The organism is Pseudomonas sp. Pf153 (genome assembly GCF_001269775.1).
In the GTDB taxonomy this organism is placed as follows: Bacteria; Pseudomonadota; Gammaproteobacteria; order Pseudomonadales; family Pseudomonadaceae; genus Aquipseudomonas; species Aquipseudomonas uvaldensis.
The window spans coordinates 469,484-487,507 of sequence record NZ_LHVL01000025.1; the positions used below are offsets into that span (position 1 = coordinate 469,484).

16 protein-coding genes are annotated in these 18,024 nt (G+C 61.7%); 9 read left to right on the forward strand and 7 right to left on the reverse strand.

The features are described from left to right. Positions 1–55: 55 nt before the first annotated feature. Positions 56–562, reverse strand: coding sequence for an MgtC/SapB family protein (locus AD666_RS17270; RefSeq protein ID WP_053154456.1), 507 nt, complete (start codon positions 560–562; stop codon positions 56–58). 133 nt (positions 563–695) lie between these two features. Between AD666_RS17270 and AD666_RS17275 the strand changes: the two genes are divergently transcribed. From AD666_RS17275 to mapR, 3 genes are all read left to right on the forward strand, one after another. Then, positions 696–929: a DUF3203 family protein gene (locus AD666_RS17275; protein WP_053154459.1), complete on the forward strand. Its 234-nt coding sequence runs from the start codon at positions 696–698 to the stop codon at positions 927–929. 216 nt (positions 930–1,145) lie between these two features. Next, the gene (gene ccoG / locus AD666_RS17280) at positions 1,146–2,558 is read left to right on the forward strand and encodes a cytochrome c oxidase accessory protein CcoG (RefSeq protein WP_053154462.1); all 1,413 of its coding nucleotides are present in this window, start codon (positions 1,146–1,148) and stop codon (positions 2,556–2,558) included. A 164-nt stretch (positions 2,559–2,722) separates the two neighbouring features. After that, positions 2,723–4,132: a GntR family transcriptional regulator MpaR gene (mapR, locus tag AD666_RS17285; RefSeq protein WP_053155375.1), complete on the forward strand. Its 1,410-nt coding sequence runs from the start codon at positions 2,723–2,725 to the stop codon at positions 4,130–4,132. A 141-nt stretch (positions 4,133–4,273) separates the two neighbouring features. Here mapR and AD666_RS17290 read toward each other — a convergent pair whose 3' ends face one another. After that, positions 4,274–5,020 (reverse strand): SDR family oxidoreductase, encoded by a 747-nt coding sequence (locus tag AD666_RS17290; RefSeq protein WP_053154465.1) that lies wholly within the window; start codon positions 5,018–5,020, stop codon positions 4,274–4,276. Positions 5,021–5,098: 78 nt separating this feature from the next. Continuing rightward, positions 5,099–5,977, reverse strand: coding sequence for a Dyp-type peroxidase (locus AD666_RS17295; RefSeq protein ID WP_053154468.1), 879 nt, complete (start codon positions 5,975–5,977; stop codon positions 5,099–5,101). Between the two features lie 233 nt (positions 5,978–6,210). Here AD666_RS17295 and ampC point away from each other — a divergent pair, with 233 nt between their 5' ends. Continuing rightward, complete coding sequence (gene ampC, locus AD666_RS17300; RefSeq protein WP_053154471.1) at positions 6,211–7,359, forward strand: class C beta-lactamase; 1,149 nt, start codon at positions 6,211–6,213, stop codon at positions 7,357–7,359. A gap of 128 nt (positions 7,360–7,487) precedes the next feature. On the opposite strand, the gene AD666_RS17305 is transcribed toward ampC, so the two are convergent. The 3 genes from AD666_RS17305 to AD666_RS17315 form a co-directional block, all read right to left on the reverse strand. Then, a complete protein-coding gene (locus AD666_RS17305) occupies positions 7,488–8,045 on the reverse strand; it encodes a DUF4174 domain-containing protein (protein ID WP_053154473.1) in 558 nt (185 codons plus the stop codon). 283 nt (positions 8,046–8,328) lie between these two features. Next, positions 8,329–9,114 (reverse strand): sulfite exporter TauE/SafE family protein, encoded by a 786-nt coding sequence (locus tag AD666_RS17310; protein ID WP_053154475.1) that lies wholly within the window; start codon positions 9,112–9,114, stop codon positions 8,329–8,331. Between the two features lie 111 nt (positions 9,115–9,225). Further along, entirely contained in the window at positions 9,226–9,975 is a 750-nt protein-coding gene (locus tag AD666_RS17315) for a hypothetical protein (RefSeq protein WP_053154479.1), read from the reverse strand. A 293-nt stretch (positions 9,976–10,268) separates the two neighbouring features. Here AD666_RS17315 and AD666_RS17320 point away from each other — a divergent pair, with 293 nt between their 5' ends. From AD666_RS17320 to AD666_RS17340, 5 genes are all read left to right on the forward strand, one after another. Beyond that, positions 10,269–11,420: an aldose epimerase family protein gene (locus AD666_RS17320; RefSeq protein WP_053154481.1), complete on the forward strand. Its 1,152-nt coding sequence runs from the start codon at positions 10,269–10,271 to the stop codon at positions 11,418–11,420. 139 nt (positions 11,421–11,559) lie between these two features. After that, entirely contained in the window at positions 11,560–12,381 is an 822-nt protein-coding gene (locus AD666_RS17325) for an aldo/keto reductase (RefSeq protein WP_053154484.1), read from the forward strand. A gap of 212 nt (positions 12,382–12,593) precedes the next feature. Then, entirely contained in the window at positions 12,594–13,565 is a 972-nt protein-coding gene (locus AD666_RS17330) for a tripartite tricarboxylate transporter substrate binding protein (RefSeq protein WP_053154487.1), read from the forward strand. A gap of 1 nt (position 13,566) precedes the next feature. Then, on the forward strand, positions 13,567–14,058 hold the full coding sequence (locus AD666_RS17335; protein WP_053154490.1) for a tripartite tricarboxylate transporter TctB family protein: 492 nt from the start codon (positions 13,567–13,569) through the stop codon (positions 14,056–14,058). A gap of 23 nt (positions 14,059–14,081) precedes the next feature. Continuing rightward, complete coding sequence (locus tag AD666_RS17340) at positions 14,082–15,590, forward strand: tripartite tricarboxylate transporter permease (RefSeq protein ID WP_053154493.1); 1,509 nt, start codon at positions 14,082–14,084, stop codon at positions 15,588–15,590. Positions 15,591–15,620: 30 nt separating this feature from the next. Here the strand turns inward: AD666_RS17340 and AD666_RS17345 are convergent, their stop codons facing one another. Beyond that, positions 15,621–17,984, reverse strand: a complete 2,364-nt coding sequence (locus AD666_RS17345) for a DNA polymerase II (protein WP_053154496.1) — start codon at positions 17,982–17,984, stop codon at positions 15,621–15,623. Positions 17,985–18,024: the final 40 nt, after the last annotated feature.

An 18,024-nucleotide genomic window follows, 5' to 3' on the forward strand; every position in this document is an offset into this window, starting at 1 on the left:
TCAAGGTCGGCTGGCAGGCCACGTCGCCAGCAGTTCTGTGCAAGTGGCCATGAAATCAGGGTTTGTCGTCCCGCTCCTTTTCCAGAGCCCGGACAATCACCGGCATCACGCTGAAGATCGCCAGTGCCAGCACCGTGCTCAATACCGCCGTTCCTTCCTTGCCCAGGCCCGCCGCCACGCCGATGGCCGCAGTCATCCACAAGCCGGCGGCCGTGGTCAGGCCCTTTACCTGGCCTTCGTCGCCTTCATTGTTTTTCAGGATAGTGCCGGCGCCGAGAAAACCGATGCCCGCCACCACGCCCTGTATCACCCGGCTCATCGCATCGGCCTGGGAACCGGACATCTGCGGTACCAATACGAACAGCGCAGCCCCCAGGGCAACGAGCATATGGGTGCGCACGCCTGCGGCCTTGCCCTTGTGTTCTCGCTCGAACCCCAGGATGCCGCCCAGCAGCGCGGCCATCACCAGGCGCACGGTGACCCGGGTCATCTGTTGTGTGTCGCCGATATCGGCGAATTCCGACTGCATAGTGATCCAGACCTGATGCCACCAGGTTTCCATAGGTGCCTCCTCTTTCAGTCCATGAACGATGGACCGCAAACGACGCCAGAGGTGCGCCCGACCGCTGATCCGACGCAACGAACCCTGCCTTGCCGGCGACACCTAACGCTTATCAACGTGAAGGAGTGACACCATGACTATGAACATCACTGACGGCATCTGCGAATTCCAGACAGCCGACGGCACGCTGGAGTGTTCCGCCAGCGAGCTGACGATCATTACCGACGCCGATAAAGCCATGTCAGCCGTGGACCTCAACGGCAAACGGATCTACCTCACCGAGGCCGAAGTCGACGCATTGACTGTAGCCGGAGCGAACGATGGGCGCCGCAACCTCAAGGCCACCGACAGCGGTTCGGCTATTTGAGACCCCCTGCGGGGCTGCCCTTCTTCCCTGGCACCCGGGTGGCAGGCGCAAACAGGATGGCAGCCTCGAGCAGATCAATCAGGGTGCATCAAAGTGTCGCAGGGCCTGGGCTACAGGCCATCTGATCCGGTTTTAATCGAAATACCTGAGCCTGTTATGCAAACAGTTTCGTGGTCATAGTGCCCCGGCCAGATAACGGCTGATGAGCGACCGACCATGAGCGACCGAATCCCCGTCCAGTTGATACAGACCTTCGACCCCACTCCAGGCAAGATAAAGGCCCGGAGCACCGATAACCTGATCCACACCCGCAGCTTCACCGGTTTGTTCCGCACCTTGCGCATGAGCGGCGCCGGGTTTCTGTTCCTGCTGTTCTTCGGCACCGTATGGTTGAACTGGGGCGGCCGCCAGGCGGTGCTCTGGGATCTGTCGGAAAGCAAATTCCACATCTTCGGCGCGACGTTCTGGCCCCAGGACTTCATCCTCCTGTCGGGGCTGTTGATCATCGCCGCCTTTGGCCTGTTTGCGATCACCGTGTTCGCCGGGCGGGTGTGGTGCGGCTACACCTGTCCGCAAAGCAGTTGGACCTGGATCTTCATGTGGTGTGAAAAAATCACCGAAGGAGATCGTAACCAGCGGATCAAGCTGCAAGCCGCGCCCTGGAGCCTGAACAAGCTGCTGCGCCGCTCGGCCAAGCACACATTATGGCTGGGCATCAGCCTGCTCACCGGCCTCACCTTCGTCGGCTATTTCACCCCGATCCGGCCACTGGCCGAAGCGTTGCTGACGTTGCAAATAGCCGGTATCAGCCTGTTCTGGGTGCTGTTCTTCACCGGCGCGACCTACCTCAACGCCGGCTGGTTGCGTGAGGCGGTGTGCATGCACATGTGCCCCTACGCACGGTTCCAGAGCGTGATGTTCGACAAGGACACGCTGACCATTTCCTATGACGCCGCCCGTGGCGAGATCCGCGGCCCGCGCAAACGCGAGGTAAACCCGGCCAATATCGGCCTGGGCGATTGCATCGACTGCCAGATGTGCGTGCAGGTCTGCCCCACCGGCATCGACATCCGCGACGGCCTGCAGATGGAATGCATCGGTTGCGCGGCGTGCATCGACGCCTGCGATTCGATCATGGACAAGATGGGCTACGCCCGTGGCTTGATCAAATACACCTCCGAGCATCAGTTGCAAGGGGGCAAGACGCATCTGCTGCGGCCCCGGCTGATCGGCTATACCGCCGTGCTGTTGGTGATGATCGCGGCGCTGGCGATAGCGCTGGTGCAGCGGCCCATGGTTTCGCTGGACGTCAGCAAGGACCGCGGCCTGTTCCGCGAAAACAGCCAGGGGCTGATCGAGAACATCTACAGCCTGAAGATCATCAACAAGACCCAGCAGCGCCAGGATTACCACCTGTCCCTGGTGGACGGCGACGGCTTCGTCCTGCAGGGCAAGACGCAACTGAGCCTGGCGCCAGGGGAGATCGTCGACGTGCCGGTGTCGGTGGCGATGCTCAGCGAAAGGCCCCGCAGCGGCTCGCAGGAGATGACTTTCAAGGTGGTCGACAGTGACGAGCCCGAGATCTACAGCGTGGCCAAGAGCCGTTTTGTAGCGCCGATGAATCGGTGAAGCTTTAAGATGCCAAGCCATTGTCTGTGGGAGCGGGCTTGCTCGCGAAATCGGTGTGCCAGGTTGTACCAATGCTGAATGTACCGCCATTCGCGAGCAAGCCCGCTCCCACAATTGGTGCGCAAGCCACGCACTACCCTGAACCGTACAAGACCGGACCCGCCATGAAGCGCTACGAAAAATTCGCCGACGACATCGCAGAACTGATCCGCTCCGGCATGCTGGGGCCGGGACAGCGCGTGCCGTCGGTGCGTTATGCCAGCCAGACCTATGGCGTCAGTCCTTCCACGGTGTTCCAGGCCTACTACCTGCTGGAACGACGCGGGCTGATCCGGGCCCGGCCGCGCTCCGGCTACTTCGTCAACCACCATGCGCCGAGTCCGTTTTCCGAGCCGGTGATCAGCAGCCAGGTGCACGAATCCACCGAAGTCGACGTCAGCGAGCTGGTGTTTTCCGTACTGGAGTCGATCAAGGACCCCGCGACCGTCCCCTTTGGTTCGGCGTTTCCCAGCCCGACGTTGTTCCCGCTGCAACGCCTGTCCCGCTCGCTGTCTAGCGCCACGCGGGACATGGACCCGCGGGTGGTGGTCACCGACATGTCGCCTGGCAATCCGCAACTGCGCCGGCAGATCGCCCTGCGCTACATGGTCGGCGGGCTGATGCTGCCCATGGAGGAATTGTTGGTCACCAACGGCGCCCTGGAAGCCTTGAACCTGTGCCTGCAAGCCGTGACCGAGCCCGGCGACCTGGTGGCCATCGAGGCGCCGGCGTTCTACGCCAGCCTGCAGGTGCTGGAGCGGCTCAAGCTCAAGGCCGTGGAAATCCCCGTGCATCCGCGCGACGGTATCGATCTTGATGTATTGGAACAGACGCTGGAGCGCCATCCGATCAAGGCCTGCTGGTGCATGACCAGTTTCCAGAACCCCATGGGCGCGACCATGCCCGAGGAGCGGAAAAAGGCGCTGGTGGCGTTGCTGAGTCGTCATCAGGTGCCCTTGATCGAGGACGACGTCTACGCCGAACTCTATTACGGCCAGCAGGCTCCAAAACCGGCCAAGGCATTCGACACCGAAGGGTTGGTGATGCATTGCGGTTCGTTTGCCAAGAGCCTGGCGCCAGGCTACCGCATCGGCTGGGTCGCCGCCGGTCGCTATGCCCGCAAGATCGAGCGATTGAAGCTCATGACGTCACTGTGCGCCTCGATGCCCGCCCAGGCCGCCATCGCCGACTATTTGCAACACGGCGGCTACGACCGGCATCTGCGCAAACTGCGCTACGCCCTGGAGGAACAGCAGAGCGCGATGCTCGCCGCCATCGCCCGCCACTTCCCGGCCCAGACCCGCGTCAGCCAGCCGGCGGGCGGCTATTTTCTGTGGTTGGAATTGCCGGAGCAGATGGACTCTCTGAAACTGTTCCAGATGGCCCTCGCCCAGGGCATCAGCATCGCGCCGGGCCCGATCTTTTCACCGACCCGGCGGTTCAGGAACTGCATCCGGTTGAACTATGGCAGCCCGTGGACAGAAGCGTCGGAGAAGGCCATGGAGACGTTGGGGCGGATTATTCGCTCATTTTGATATTGGGTTGCCTGTGCCGGCCTCATCGCGAGCAGGCTCGCTCCCACATTTGAATCGTTTCGACAATGAATTTGCGGTTGCACGCGGTCCAGTGTGGGAGCGAGCCTGCTCGCGATGAGGCCAGACCAGACAACCTAGATCTCAACGCCCCCCACCCAGCTCCACGAACGTCCCGGTCGCATACGACGCCTTGTCCGACAGCAACCAAATGATCGCTTCGGCCACTTCGTCCGGACGACCACCCCGGGCCATGGGAATGGCCGACTCCAACTTGCTGACCCGGTCAGGATCACCACTCAGGGCGTGGAAATCGGTGTAGATGTAACCCGGACGCACCGCGTTGACGCGGATACCTTCGCCGGCCACTTCCTTGGACAGGCCGATGGTGAACGTATCCAATGCGCCCTTGGATGCGGCGTAATCGACGTATTCGTTCGGCGACCCCAGGCGCGCCGCCACCGAAGAGACATTGACGATGCTGCCGCCCTGCCCGCCATGCCTGGGTGACATGCGCAACACCGCATGCTTGGCGCAGAGAATCGGCCCCAGCACATTGGTTTTCATGATTTTCAGAATGCGGAATTCGGACATTTCGTCGAGCCGGGACTTGTGGGCCACCGTCCCGGCATTGTTCACCAGGGCCGTCACGCGCCCCAGTTCAGCGTCCACCCGATGGAACAGGCCGACCACCTCGTCCTCGATGCTGACGTCGGCCCGCACGGCGATCGCCTGGGCGCCCTTGGCGCGGACCTGTTCGAGCACATCATGCGCGGCGTTCTCGTCGGACTGGTAGTTGATGCAGATCCGATACCCCTGCTCGGCAGCCAGCAGCGCCGTGGCGGCTCCGATGCCTCGGCCGCCCCCGGTGATGACAATGACTTTATCCACGATTGCTTCTCCCGTTCCCCGGATAGACGTCCGGGCCAAGAATAGCGTTCACGCCGCGCTTTGCACAAACCGCTGCGCTTAACGGGCCAGGGCCCGCAGATCCAGCCGTCCGTCCAACAGTGGCGGGCACCAGTAGTAACCACCGGTGATCGGCCGACTCATGCGATACAGCCCGTCGGTGATGCCGTCCTCCAGGCCGCTCATGCGCCGCAGTTGGGCTTCGAAGGCATCGAGGGAGAAGCCGAAGGCCAGGAACATCAGGCCAGCACGGTCGCCTTCGATCCATGGCATGGAGCGGCGCACAACGAAGGCCTGCGGGGCGAAGCTTTCCTGGGCGGTGCGTTTGACGTGAGCCGACTCCGGTGCGTCGTCGAGTTCTTCGTTGTCGCTCAGGCGCCGGCCCATGATGTTGTCGCGCTCATGGGGCTGCATCGCGGCAAACCCGTCCAGATCGTGCTGCCACTGCTGGATCGCCGCGAAGCTGCCTCCGCGAAGCCCGTCGTTACCCTGGGCCAGGGCTGCAGCGATGGCAGCTTCGTCGTGGGGGTTTTCGGTGCCGTCTTCGTAGCCCGTCAGGTCGTGGCCGGTCATGTGGCGGAAGGTTTCATTCATTTGCACCAGGCGCAACGCCGGCGCCAGCGCCGCCTCGATGGCGCGGCTACGGTGCAGCAGTTCGCCACGGTCTTCGCCGTGCAGCCAGCACCACAGCGCATGTTGGGTCGACGGGTTATCAACCCCCACGCCGGCCAAGGCAGGAAATGCCCGCAGGCCTTCAATTTGCGCACCCAGCGCCTGAACCAGCGACTCCCCAAAACCGACTACCGCACGACCGTCCAGTTGCAGCGACAATCTATCGATCGCAGCCGGCAGCGCCTCGACCGATTCCAGGGCGAAAAACAAATGACGGGCCTGAGGCGGGACAGGGGTGGCGAGAATGCCGGGCTGGTAGTAACTCATGTGATCTCCTCTGGAAAGAACGAGAGTTTACCCGCCGGCCGCAGGTTTGTGGTGACTGCCGTACGATGCCCGATACGCCTGGGCGACTCGTACCCGCTGTAGGAACGCTCTGGCAACACCGTCGGAGGACTCGGAACCAGGCCCGGCGTGAATGACCTCCCGTTGCCTGCTCATTGAAAAGTGCCTAGATTGACCACCCCTTCGGTGCACCGATCCACGGAGAACGGTCAGACATGTACATTGCCAAATCGCTACTGGCAGGCGCTTTCGTCCTGCTGTGTGGAATGCCGCAGGGCTTTGCCCAGGACCCTATCCAGGACACGGTCGACGCGGCGATCCGACCCTTGATGAAACAACAGGACATCGCTGGCATGGCCGTCGCGGTCACGGTGGGTGGCCAACCTCGTTATTTCAACTACGGTGTCGCGTCGAAGGATACGAAAAACCCTGTCACCGACCAGACCCTCTTCGAGATCGGCTCGGTCAGCAAAACCTTCACCGCAACCCTCGGCGCCTATGCCCTGGCCCAAGGCAAGCTCTCCCTCTCGGACCCGGCCGGCCGTTATGCCCCCGAGTTGCAAGGCAGCGCCCTGGACGCCATTCCCCTGCTCAACCTCGCCACCTATACCCCAGGTGGGCTGCCGTTGCAGTTCCCCGATGAGGCCGACCACCCGCAGCGGATGTTCGATTATTTCAAGGCCTGGAAACCGCTCTACCCGACCGGCACCCAACGGCTCTACTCGAATCCGAGCATCGGCCTGTTCGGCTACCTGGCGGCCCGCAGCCTGGATCGGCCGTTCGACGAGGCGATGGAAAACGTGGTGATGCCGGGGCTGGGTCTCAAGCACAGTTATCTGAATGTGCCGTCGGAGCAGTCGAGCCGATATGCCCAAGGCTATGCCAAGGACGGCAAACCCGTCCGGGTCGGTCCCGGCGCATTGGACGCCGAAGCCTATGGCGTAAAAACCAGTTCGTCGGACCTGATTCGTTTTGTCGAGGCCAATCTGCATCCTGAAAAACTGGACACCCACCTGCGCCAGGCCATCGCCACCACTCACACCGGGTTCTATCAGGTCGGCGAAATGACCCAGGGGCTGGGCTGGGAGTTCTACCCTTACCCGATCAGCCTGGAAGCGCTGCTGGCTGGCAACTCGCCACAGATGGCGCTCATGCCACAGAAGGCAGCCCCCCTCGATCCACCTCGCCCGGCGCCGGACAATGCCTGGATCAACAAGACCGGGTCGACGGGCGGGTTTGGCGCCTACGTGGCGTTCGTGCCTGCGCAAAACATGGGCATCGTGCTATTGGCGAACAAGAACTACCCGATCGAGGAACGGGTGAAAGTGGCATACCGGATCCTGACGGCGTTGGCGGAGAAATAGGAGCAAGGCTGTAGGAGCAAGGCTTGCCGGCGATGGCATCGACGCGCAATGCCTGATCGACCGCGGTGTTTGCATCGCGGGCAAGCCTTGCTCCCACAGACCGCCTCTCACAGCCTTGCTCCCACTGCTCAGTCATCCAACGGCTTCGGTGGCTCCGTCGATTTTGCGGGTTTGCCTGCCTTGCCGGGCTTGGCCCCCTTCGCATCCTTGGTCGGTGCGGGTTCCGGCGCGGGTGGCGGGGCTGGAGGAGTGGCTTCTTTTTCGGCTGCCGGCAATTTATCGACGGTGTCGAAAATGTCTTTCAGTGCAATGGCCCCGGAATGTTCAAGCTTCTTTTCCCCGTCCTTGCCCACCAGAATGATCTTGGTCTGGGCACCGGCACCCAATTTGAGTGAACGGATCAACGCCATGGTGCTCTGCGGATCCAGATCTTTACCGTCTCGCTGCCCTATCGTGTTGAGCACGGTGAAAAGCACCATGTTGCGTTCGGAAAAGCCTTGCTTGCCCGTTGGCTCTTCCAGGGCCTTTTTCAGGCTGACCCAGGTCGGGTCGACAGTGCTGGGGGCGATGACGATCAACGGGCGGGACTTGCCTGCCTCCGCCAACAAAGGGGAGTCGCCATCGGCAGCGAACAAGGGGCCGGCGACGGCCAGCAAGGTAGCGAAGGTCAATGACCGAATGAGCATGCGCCTCTCCTTTTGGTATTCACGCTGTACTGATTGCACAGGGCGGCGAATGTTCCGCGAGAGAGTCGCCCGATACTGCGCCTGTCTGCCTTGAAGCTTAGGCCAGCAGATTCATTGCGCAACCGGGGCGCGAGAAGGCAATTGCAATGCAGAGCCTGAGACGAATTCCTGTGGGAGCGGGCTTGCTCGCGAATGCGGCGCGTCAGTGACATCTGCGCCAACTGACACACCGCATTCGCGAGCAAGCCCGCTCCCACATGATCACTGAAACCTTGTGGATCTATCAGAACGCCAACTTGAACCCGATCATCGCCAGCATCACCGCCAGACACGGGCGCAGCAGGTCATCGGAGATGCGGCCCGACAAGTGACTGCCCAGGTAGATACCCGGCAACGAGCCGACCAGCAGGAAGCCAAGGATGTGCCAGTCCATGTTGCCCATGCTGGCGTGACCCAGGCCGGCAACCAGGGTCAGTGGCACGGCGTGGGCGATTTCCGTCCCCACCAGGCGCCTGGTCAGGAGAAACGGATAGAGGATGAACAAGGCGACGGTGCCCAGGGCGCCGGCGCCGATGGACGTCAGTGCAACCATCGTCCCCAACACCAGGCCGGTGACAACGGTCAGCAGGTTGAGTCGCGAGCCCGTGGGGTTGTAGTGTCCGCCGGCGCGGTCGTGGGCAAATTGCAGCAGGCGTTTCTTGAACAGGATCGCCAGTGCCGTGGCAAACAGCACGAAACCCAGAGCCTGCTTGATGACAGCGTTCATGGCGTCGGGCGAACTGTGCAGGCTGCTGAGAAACCACAGCGTCAGCCCGACCGCTGGCACACTGCCCAACGTCAACCAACCCGTGATAGCCCAATCGATATTGCGGTTCCTGGCGTGAACCAGGACGCCACCGGACTTGGTAATAGCCGCATACAGTAGATCCGTCCCTACCGCCGTCGCGGGATTGATGCCGAACCACAACAGAATGGGTGTCATCAGCGAACCACCGCCGACGCCGGTCATTCCGACAATGAAACCGACCACCAGGCCCGCTACGACTAAACCGACATTACCGAAATCCATCAAACCCGTCTCAGCGCAACCGCAAGGAAAAAACTGGCCGCGAGCATAGCGATTTTTCTTATAACGCCCCTATATCATTGTGATCTATCTTTATGCTTTTTCGGCTTTAAGCTATTGCACAGGCAAGAAGTTGAGAAACAGCAGGCTCTGGGCATAGTTCAACCCGATCCGCCGGTAACGCTCATCCAGCATCTGTGTCAGCAGGTCCAACCGCGCAACGATTTTGCCGAACTCGACGGCGAAGCTCAGGTTACTGCCCTCTTCCGAAATCTCATTGGAGAACAGCAATGGCTTGCCGTCCTTATCCTGTCGCTGGCTTAGCAGCCAGGTGGCCTTCTCAATATTGCGCGCCGCGTTGCTGACAAAGCGCGGGTCGATGGTGTCGGTCATGTAGAACTCGAGCCGGTTGCCATGGGCCGTGACCAGCATGCTGCCGATGGCGTAGATAAAGGCACCCACCCGGTCGCCGAGAAATTCCGGGCTCATGGCATAACTCAACGCTGCAAGATCCTTTTTTCCACCCAGGGTCGGCAGAGGCTGCTGTTGCTCGATCGCCATGCGCACCTGCTTTTCAGCGCTGCGCGCATCGAGGAAGCCCGACTTGCGCAGTTCTTCGGGATTGCGCAGGTACAACTTGTTCATCAGCAGATAAAGGCTCTGCAGGTTGTCATGCATCGACAGCGTGGCCATGCGGTCGACACTGGTCTGCAGAAACTCCTGGGGCTTGGTGTTGCTGAACTGCGTGACCATGTCCTGGCCCTGCTGATGAGTGCAACCGCCACTGAGCAACATGAGGACGACGGCCGATAGCACCGGACCGCAACGTCGTAATTCCCTCAAGGGATAAAAAACATCGGCCATCGACTCTCGATCTGAGCATGGGGAGGCGGTGGGGCTCGCCGCTTCCTGGCCATGGATAGAGCGGCAAAAATCATAAAAGTGCAGTGCCCGGCGAGGGGGCTCCTGCCGGGACATGACTCGCGACATCCAATTAGTCTGACTTTTTAGTTGAAAATTCTCGATTTATAGCTATAAATCGTTTCGATCCACACAAATAGAAAGACTACTGAACAGAAAAACCTTCAGCGCTGTCCGACCAGTAACGGACTCGACGCGCGTTCAAAACAACAACAAAACCACAGGAAGGTCACACCATGCTTGAATCCAGACAGCTGCTCACGGCCCTCGGAGTGTCTCTGATGATCGCCACCCCCGCCTCCCAGGCCGCCGGCCTGACCAACGAACACGGCGCATTCGGCAAGACCGACGACGGCACGCCGGTGGAGAAATATGTCCTGCGTAACAGTCACGGCATGGAGGCCACCGTCATTACCTACGGCGGGATACTCCAGTCACTGATCGTGCCGGACAAACATGGCAAGACCGCCGACGTGGTGCTCGGTTTCGATGATGTCCAGGGTTATCAAAAGAACGGCAACGTGTATTTCGGCGCCACCATCGGCCGCTTCGGCAATCGCTTGGCCGACGGTGCATTCGAGCTGGACGGCAAGCGTTACCAGGTACCGCAGAACGACCATGGCAACTCCCTGCATGGCGGACCGCAAGGCTTCGACAAACGCGTATGGAAGGCGGTGCCCCATGACGGCAAGGACTCGGTGGGCGTGACCCTGACCTACCTGTCGGCCGACGGTGAGATGGGTTTTCCCGGTGCACTGAAAACCGACGTCACCTACAGCCTCAACGAACAGAACGAGTTACGCATTGAATACAAGGCCACCACCGACAAGCCTACGGTGCTGAACCTGACCAACCACAGCTACTTCAACCTCGCCGGCGCCGGAAATGGCGACATCCTGAAGCAGGTGGCGACACTTCATGCCGCCCGCTACACGCCGGTCACCGGCAAGCTGATCCCCACCGGGGAACTGGCACCCGTGGCGGGCACCCCGATGGACTTCACCAAACCGACTGCCATCGGCACCCATATCAAGGCTGACCATCCCCAGCTCAAGTTCGCCGAACCGAAACAGGGTGGTTTCGATTTCAACTGGGTCCTCGATGCCAAGGGTGACGTAAGCAAACCGGCCGCCGATGTCTACGACCCGCAGTCGGGACGGCGTCTGGAACTCTTCACGACGGAGCCTGGCGTGCAGTTCTACACCAGCAACTTCCTCGATGGCACGGTCAAGGGCAAGCAAGGCAAGGCCTATCCGCACTGGGGCGCGTTTACCCTGGAAACCCAACACTTTCCCGACTCGCCCAACCAGCCGGCGTTCCCTTCCACACGGCTTGATCCAGGCCAGACCTATACCCAGACCATGGTCTTGAAGTTCTCGGCGAAGTAAACCTGATCGCTCCCGCAGGATCCGGCGCAAGCCGCCACCTTGTGGGAGCGAGCCTGCTCGCACCCACCGATAATCGGCTTTGAACACTTGGTCTATCCTGCTGCCACACGTCTGAGGTTCAAGCACACAGGAGGCAGGCATGAACACACTCGAATTGGCAGGCATGTCCGTACCGGTAATCGGCCAGGGCACCTGGCGCATCGGGGAAGAGCCATCCCAGCAAAAAAAAGAAGTCGCGGCCCTGCGCCTGGGCATCGAACTGGGCATGACCCTGATCGACACGGCGGAGATGTACGCCGAGGGCGGTGCCGAGGCAGTGGTCGGCGAAGCGATCACCGGCCTGAGAGACCAGGTGTTTCTGGTGAGCAAGGTCTATCCCCACAACGCCAGCCGCAAGGGCATCCCGCAAGCCTGCGAACGCAGCCTGCGGCGACTGGATACCGACTACATCGACCTCTACTTGCTGCATTGGCGCGGCCAATACCCACTGGAAGAAACCGTCGAGGCCTTCGAACGCCTGCGCGAAGAAGGCAAGATCGGCCGCTGGGGCGTCTCGAACTTCGATGTCGCCGACCTTGAAGAACTGGCTTCCCCTGCCTGCGCCACCAATCAGGTGCTGTACAACCTGCAGGAGCGAGGTATCGAATTCGACCTGCTGCCCTGGTGCCAGCAACGCTCCCTGCCGGTCATGGCCTACTGCCCGGTCGGCCAGGGCGGGCATCTGCTCAAGGATCAAACCCTGAGCCAGATCGCCGAGCGCCACCGGGCTACACCCGCGCAGATCGCATTGGCCTGGTTGCTGCGCCAGGACAACGTCATCGCCATCCCTAAAGCCGTACAACCGGAACACGTACGCTTGAACGCCGAAGCGGCGAATCTCAAGCTCGCCCCCCAGGACCTCGCCGCCCTCGACCTGATCTTCCCGCAGCCCCAGGGCAAGCAGCGGCTGGCGATGGTGTGAATAAATAGATCCGTGAGAGCAAAGCTTGCTCGCGATAGCGGTGAGTCTGATTCCTCAAAGCTGTATGGACCGCCACCATCGTGAGCAAGCTTTGCTTCCACAGGGTCAATCCTCACCGACAGCAGCCACCCTGTGTTTCTCCCAAAATCCCGCGGCACTGCTAGGCTGGATCAACCGGTACCGACAAAAACAATAATCGCGGGAGAAACCTCATGCTCACGAAAACCCACCCCTTCAGCCGTTGCATCGCTCTCGCCGCAGCCCTGGGCGCTGCCACACTCGCACTCCCCGCCCTCGCCCTGGACACCGTGAAATTCATGGCCCCTGGCTCCGTGGGCGGAGGCTACGACCAGACCGCGCGGATCCTGGGCAAGGCGCTGGTCGAGGCCGAGGCGGCCAAGTCCGTCACGTTCGAGAACAAGGGGGGTGCCGGGGGTACGTTGGGCCTGGCGCAATTTGCCAACAGCACCAAGGGCGATCCCAACGCACTGCTGGTGGTAGGCGCGATCATGGTCACGGCGGTGGAGCAGAACAAACCGCAGATCACCTTGAAGGATGTGACCCCCATCGCCCGGCTGTTCACCGAATACAACGTGCTTGCCGTCCGCCAGGATTCGCCCTACAAGAACCTGGATGACTTGTTGAAAGACTTCAAGGCCAAGCCTTCCAGTATCAAGTGGGGCGGTGGCTCGAAGGGTTCGATCGATCACATCGGCATCGCTGATCTGGCGAGCAAGATGGATATTCCGGTCAATCAGGTGAACTACGTCGCCTATGCCGGGGGCGGCGAAGTCGTCGCCGCGACCCTGGGTGGACACATCACCGTGATCACCGGGGGCTATGCCGAGCTGGCCAAGTATGTGCAATCCAAACAGTTCCGCCTTTTGGCCATCGGTGCCCCCAACCGTGTCGAAGGCATCGACGCGCCGACCCTCAAGGAAAGTGGCTATGACGTCACCATCGGCAACTGGCGTGGCGTTTACGGCGCGGCGAATCTCACGCCGGAACAACGCCAGCAAGTCACCGACGCCGTACTGGCCGCCACCCATAGCAAGGTCTGGCAGGAGAACATCAAGGCCAACGCCTGGACACAGGTCATCCTGACCGGTGACGAGTTCGGCAAATTCGTCGATGAGGAGCATGCGCGCCTGCGGGCCATGCTGGTGAAGGTCGGATTGCTCTGACATGGCCCGCCCGAACGCAATAGTGCCAATCCAATTGGCCATCGGCGTCGGCGTGATCGCCATCGGTCTGGTCCTTGCGATTGGCGCCTTCCGCTTTCCCCCCGAAATGGGTTTCGTCATTCTGGGGGCTCACGTCTATCCCTGCGCCGTGGCCGTGTTCCTGGCCGGGGTGGGCGTGGTGCTGAGCTACCAGGCGATGACGGGCGGTTTTCGTGAGCTGTCGCGGGATCTTCAGGCCTCCAACCTGCAGGCCAACGGAAAGTCGGGAGCGGCCTGGGTAACCGCCGGCATTGTGGCGATCGCCCTGCTGATCAATGTCATCGGGTTCGTCTTGGCCGCGGCGCTGCTGTTCGCCTGCTCGGCACGCGGGTTCGGCAGCCGCCATCCCCTGCGTGACCTCGCCATCGGCATAGCCCTGACGCTACCGATCTACTGGCTGTTCAATGCCGGGTTGGGGGTCGCTTTGCCGCCCCTGATCAATGCCTGGATCTGATTTGGGTCGAAGGAGATCATGCAGTGGACATTCTCTTGAACCTGGCTTCGGGTTTTGCTTCGGCGCTGGATCCGATCAACCTGCTATGGGGTTTCATCGGTTGTTTGCTCGGCACCGCCATTGGTGTGTTACCGGGGATCGGACCGGCATTGACGGTGGCGTTGCTGTTGCCGATCACCGCCAAGGTCGACCCGACCGGTGCCCTGATCATGTTCGCCGGGATCTATTACGGCGCCCAATTCGGCGGCTCGACCACCTCCATCCTGCTCAATACGCCGGGCGAGTCGTCGTCGATGATCACGGCCCTGGAAGGCAACCTCATGGCCCGCAACGGCCGCGCGGGGCCTGCCCTGGCGACGGCCGCCATCGGCTCGTTCGTGGCCGGCACGGTCGCCACCCTCTTGCTGACGCTGTTCGCGCCCCTCGTCGCGACGCTGGCCCTCAGGTTCGGGCCGGCTGAGTACTTTGCCATCCTGGTGCTGTCATTCACCACGGTGTCGGCGGTCCTGGGCGCGTCCATGTTGCGCGGCTTCGCTTCCCTGGGCATCGGCTTGACCATTGGCCTGATCGGCCTGGACTCCACCTCAGGCATCGCCCGCTACACCCTGGGCGTGCCCGAGCTGGTGGATGGCATTGAAGTGGTGCTGGTGGCCGTTGGTTTGTTTGCCGTCGCCGAGGCGTTGTACAGCCTGCTCTACCAAGGGGAAGAAACGACCGGGCGGCATCGGATGACCTCGTTGTGGATGACCCGTGCCGACTGGAAACGCTCCGTTCCCGCCTGGATACGCGGAACGATGATCGGTTTTCCCTTCGGCTCCATCCCGGCCGGCGGCGCCGAGATCCCGACCTTCCTGTCCTATTCGGCCGAGCGCAAGTTGAGCAAGCACCCGGAAGAATTCGCCGCCAGCAAGGGCAAGGGCGCCATCGAAGGCGTGGCCGGCCCGGAAGCGGCCAATAACGCCAGCGCCACAGGTTCCCTGGTACCGCTGCTGACCCTTGGCATTCCCACTTCGGCCACGGCGGCGATACTGTTGGCGGCCTTTCAGAACTACAACCTGCAACCGGGTCCCATGCTGTTCCAGACATCGGGTGAGTTGGTCTGGACGCTGGTGGCATCGCTGTACATCGGCAACCTGATCCTGCTGGTGCTCAACCTGCCGCTGGTGGGGCTTTGGGTGAAGCTGCTGCAGATCCCGCGGCCGTACCTCAACGCGGGCATTCTCGTGTTTGCCTCCATTGGCGTGTACGGCATGCGCCATTCCTCGTTCGACCTGATGCTGATGCTGGCGATCGGTTGGGCCGGCGTGCTGATGCGGCGTTTCGATTTTCCCGTTGCGCCTGTCATCGTCGGCATGCTGCTGGGGCCGATGGCGGAGAAACAACTGCGCAACGCGTTATCCATCAGCCAGGGCGACTGGATGGTATTCCTGACCGAACCCATTTCGGCCACGTTTCTGGGGCTGACGTTGCTGGTGCTGGTGGTGCCTCATCTGCTTCATAGGCGCGGTATTCGCCTGCATGAGGATGATTGAGCAGCGGTGAACGCTTGTGGGAGCGAGCCCTCAGAACAACCCCATCTGCCCGCCCACCAGCGTCAGGAAATCATCCCCCACGAACGGCAGGATCGCATCCGCCACCGGTTGCAGCTGCCTGGTCACGTAGTGGTCGTAGTCGATGGGCGCGCTGCGGGTCTCCAGCGGCTCGGGGCCGGCGACAGTGATGACGTAACTGATCCAGCCGCCGCTCTGGTACTGCCGTGGACGCCCCTGGCGCTGGTTGAACTCGTCGGCAATCCGCGCCGCCCGCACATGGGGCGGAACGTTGCGTTCGTAGTCGTCCAGCGGCCGGCGCAGGCGCTTGCGGTAGATCAGCCGATCATCGAACGCCCCGGCGAGGGTCTGGTGCACGTAGTCGCGCACGTAATCCTGGTAAGGCTTGCGGTGGAAGATCCGCTCATACAACTCCTGCTGGAATTGCCGGGCCAGCGGCGACCAGTCGGTGCGCACGGCCTCCAGCCCCTTGTAGACGATTTCGTCGCTGCCGTCGTCGCGGGTCACCAGCCCGGCGTAGCGTTTCTTGCTGCCCTCTTCGGCGCCCCGGATCGTAGGCATCAGGAAGCGTTTGAAATGCGTTTCGAACTGCAGCTCCAGCGCACTCTCCAGGCCGAACGTCTCATGCACGTACTCGCGCCACCACTGATTGACGTAAGCCACCAGTTCACGCCCGATATTGGCCGCCTCTTCCTGCCCGTGGGCACGGCGCAGCCAGACGAACGTGGAGTCGGTGTCACCATAGATCACCACATGCCCCCGCGCTTCGATCAACTGCCGGGTCTGCTGCATGATCTGGTGGCCGCGCAAGGTAATGGACGAGGCCAGCCGCGGATCGAAAAAGCGACAGCCACTGGAACCGAGCACGCCGTAGAAGGCGTTCATAATGATCTTCAAGGCCTGGGACAGCGGCGCATTGCGCTCGCGTTTGGCGGTTTCCCGGCCTTCGGCGACCCGTGCCACGATGGACGGCAGGCAATGCCGCGTGCGGGAGAACCGCGCGCCGCGGAAACCGGGCACCGACTCGCGGTCGTCCGGGTGACGCAAGCCTTCGATCAAGCCCACCGGATCGATGAGAAAGGTGCGGATGATCGATGGATACAGGCTCTTGTAGTCCAGAACGAGCACCGACTCGTAGAGCCCCGGCTGAGAGTCCATGACAAAACCGCCCGGGCTGGCCTGGGGCGGGCGTTGACCGAGATTCGGCGCAACGAACCCCTGTCGGTGCATGAGCGGCATGTACAGATGCGTGAACGCAGCCACTGACCCCCCGCTGCGATCCGCCGGCAGGCCGGTGACGCTGGCTCGCTCCAGCAGGAACTTGAGCAGTTCGGTCTTGGCGAAAATACGCGTCACCAACTCGCAGTCCTTGAGGTTATAGCGAGCCAGGGCGGGCTTGTCCTCGGCGAACATGCGGTTGATTTCATCCATGCGCTGGTAAGGGTTGTCGATCGACTTACCTTCCCCCAACAAGGTCTGTGCGACGTTTTCCAGGCTGAACGAAGGGAAACTCCACGTCGCCGAACGCAGGGACTCGATGCCGTCGATGATCAGCCGTCCGGTCGCCGAGGCAAAGAAATGGTTGTTGCGTGCGCCATGCTCGCGCCACTGCATCTCTTCACCCCCGCGTCCCAGGCGCAACGGTACCGCCAGCCGCCGGGCATGTTCGTGCAGCACGCGCAGATCGAACTGCACCAGGTTCCAGCCAATGATCGCGTCAGGGTCGAAACGGGCGAACCAGTCGTTGAGCTTTTTCAGCAGCAAAGTGCGGGACTCGCAGTATTCGAGCTGGAAATCCACGCCGCTATCATCGCCATTGGGCGGGCCGAGCATGTACACCTGACGCTCACCGCAGCCCTCCAGGGCAATGGAATACAACTCGCCCTGGGCAGTGGTCTCGATGTCCAGGGACACCAGACGCAACGCCGGACGGTAGTCGGGGGCGGGTTTCATCTGGGCGTCGAGCAGCAGGCCGTCGGCGGCGGGGGTGCCGCCGAACCAGACCGGCGCGGTGATGAAGCGCTCCATCAGGTAACGCTCCGGCGGTCGGATATCGGCCTCGAACACCTCTACCCCAGCCCGGCGCAGGGTGGTGTCCAGCCGCATCAGTTGAGCGTGCTGGCGGCAATACAGGCCCAGCACCGGACGATGTTCGAAATCCAGCAGGTCGAGGGGACGCAACTCGACGTCTTTTTCTCCCTGCAACAACGCTTCCGCCTGGCCGCGCTGGATCTGTGGCACGAACGCCACCGACGGCTGCACCGCCAGGCGCACACGCTGTGGCCCTGCATCGGTGGCCAGCCAGAACTCGACTTCGGTGCCCGCCGGGGTATCGCGCCAATGCCGGGTCAGAACGAAGCCCTGCTGTAGATCCACCGTTTGCAAACCTCGAATTTATGCGTATAGCCGGATTCTA

Coding starts and splice junctions, on each gene's coding strand:
- AD666_RS17270 (WP_053154456.1), bottom strand. CDS start 562: ATGGAAACCTGGTGGCATCAGGTCTGGATCACTATGCAGTCGGAATTC.
- AD666_RS17275 (WP_053154459.1), top strand. CDS start 696: ATGACTATGAACATCACTGACGGCATCTGCGAATTCCAGACAGCCGAC.
- ccoG (WP_053154462.1), top strand. CDS start 1,146: ATGAGCGACCGAATCCCCGTCCAGTTGATACAGACCTTCGACCCCACT.
- mapR (WP_053155375.1), top strand. CDS start 2,723: ATGAAGCGCTACGAAAAATTCGCCGACGACATCGCAGAACTGATCCGC.
- AD666_RS17295 (WP_053154468.1), bottom strand. CDS start 5,977: ATGAGTTACTACCAGCCCGGCATTCTCGCCACCCCTGTCCCGCCTCAG.
- ampC (WP_053154471.1), top strand. CDS start 6,211: ATGTACATTGCCAAATCGCTACTGGCAGGCGCTTTCGTCCTGCTGTGT.
- AD666_RS17305 (WP_053154473.1), bottom strand. CDS start 8,045: ATGCTCATTCGGTCATTGACCTTCGCTACCTTGCTGGCCGTCGCCGGC.
- AD666_RS17310 (WP_053154475.1), bottom strand. CDS start 9,114: ATGGATTTCGGTAATGTCGGTTTAGTCGTAGCGGGCCTGGTGGTCGGT.
- AD666_RS17315 (WP_053154479.1), bottom strand. CDS start 9,975: ATGGCCGATGTTTTTTATCCCTTGAGGGAATTACGACGTTGCGGTCCG.
- AD666_RS17320 (WP_053154481.1), top strand. CDS start 10,269: ATGCTTGAATCCAGACAGCTGCTCACGGCCCTCGGAGTGTCTCTGATG.
- AD666_RS17325 (WP_053154484.1), top strand. CDS start 11,560: ATGAACACACTCGAATTGGCAGGCATGTCCGTACCGGTAATCGGCCAG.
- AD666_RS17330 (WP_053154487.1), top strand. CDS start 12,594: ATGCTCACGAAAACCCACCCCTTCAGCCGTTGCATCGCTCTCGCCGCA.
- AD666_RS17335 (WP_053154490.1), top strand. CDS start 13,567: ATGGCCCGCCCGAACGCAATAGTGCCAATCCAATTGGCCATCGGCGTC.